We start from the raw sequence: 1,510 nt of genomic DNA, 5'->3' as shown, positions 1-1,510 counted from the left end.
GCTCAAGCCGCCGAGCCGCAGGCTCGCCGTCCTCGGCCTGCTGATGCTCGGCGGCGGCGGCGCCCTCGCCCTGTTCGGCGCGACCGCCGGCATCGGCAACCGCAGCGTCGCCGTCCTCGGCGGCTCGGTCGTCGCGGAGCTCGGCATGGTCGTCCTGACGCCCTACCTGGTCGGGCTCTTCGGCCGGCTCGGCCGCTGGCTCTCGCTCGGCCCCCGGCTCGCCCTGCGCGACTCGGTGCGCCACCGCGGCCGCACCGCGCCCGCCGTGGCCGCCGTGATGGCCGCCGTCGCCGGCTCCGTCGCGGTCAGCGTCTACATGGCCAGCTACGAGGAGCAGAACCGGCGCGACTACGTCGCCTCCGGGCCCTCCAAGGCCGTCATGCTCGGCGCCGGCTGGATGACCGAGGCCGACGGCAAGCTGCTGCCGCAGATGCGCGAGGCCGTCGAACGCAGCATCCCCGACCTCGGCCAGCGCGCCGACGTCCAGCGCGTCGAGCCCAAGGGCAGCTGCCCCGACGGCAGCTTCTGCGGCTACATCAGGGTCGAGGTGCCCAAGGCGGACCGCTGCCCCGCCCTCGACGAGGCCAATCCGGTCGACCCCGCGGAGCACTACCGGATCCTGGGGACGGACCCGCGCTGCAAGTCGGACAACCGCCGCAGCACCCCCTACACCGCGCTGGTCGCCGGCGACGCCACCCTGCTGCGCAACCTCTACGGCGTCACCGACCAGGGGGTCGGCCAGGCCCTCGCGGCCGGCAAGGCCGTGGTGTTCGACCGGCGCTACCTCAAGGACGGCAAGCTCGCCCTCCAGTACACCCTTCCGGGCAACCCCGATTCGAGCGGCAACTCCCGGGAGAAGCCGGTCACCACCGAGATCGCCGTGGACGCCGTCCTCGCCGACACCGCGGTGCCCGCCCCGGGCCAGGCCGTGGTCAGCCCGGCCACCGCGGCCCGGCTCGGCTTCGCCACCACTGCGGCCGGCTCGGTCTGGCTGCCCGCCGCGATGCCCTCCGACGGCGCCCAGCAGAAGGCCGACGGCGCGATGGCCAAGCTCACCGACCACACCATGCTCAAGATCGAACGCGGCTACGAGTCCCGGGCCGGACTGATCCAGCTCGGCCTGAACGTCTTCGCCGCCATCGTCGCCCTCGGCGCGGCCGGCATCGCCACCGGACTGGCCGCCGCCGACTCCCAGCGCGACCTGACCACCCTCGCGGCGGTCGGCGCCGAACCCCGCATCCGGCGCTCGCTGTCCGGCTTCCAGTGCGGGGTGATCGCCGCCATGGGCGCCCTGCTCGGCGCGGTCTGCGGCGTGGTGCCGGGAGTGGCGCTGCGCAAGGTCGAGGCCGCGACGGGCGGCTACCCCGGGATGAGCCCCGCCGAGCTGGCCAACAAGGCGATCGTGGTCTTCCCGTGGCCCACCATCGCCGCCACCGTGGTGCTGCTGCCGCTGCTCGCGGCCGGCCTGGCGGCGGTGCTGACCCGGTCGCGGATCACCCTGCTGCGCCGC

Annotated in this window: 1 pseudogene; it reads left to right on the top strand. The window is 75.0% G+C overall.

Annotation, left to right across the window (positions count from 1 at the left end):
- Positions 1-1,510 (top strand): annotated as a pseudogene (locus ACFU6K_RS38765) (ABC transporter permease); the annotation flags it as partial.

Origin of the sequence: Kitasatospora sp. NPDC057512 (genome assembly GCF_042802135.1) — a bacterium.
Classification (GTDB): domain Bacteria; phylum Actinomycetota; class Actinomycetes; order Streptomycetales; family Streptomycetaceae; genus Kitasatospora.
The sequence above is the reverse complement of the archived record's forward strand: the minus strand, read 5'-3'. Positions and strand labels throughout refer to the sequence as shown.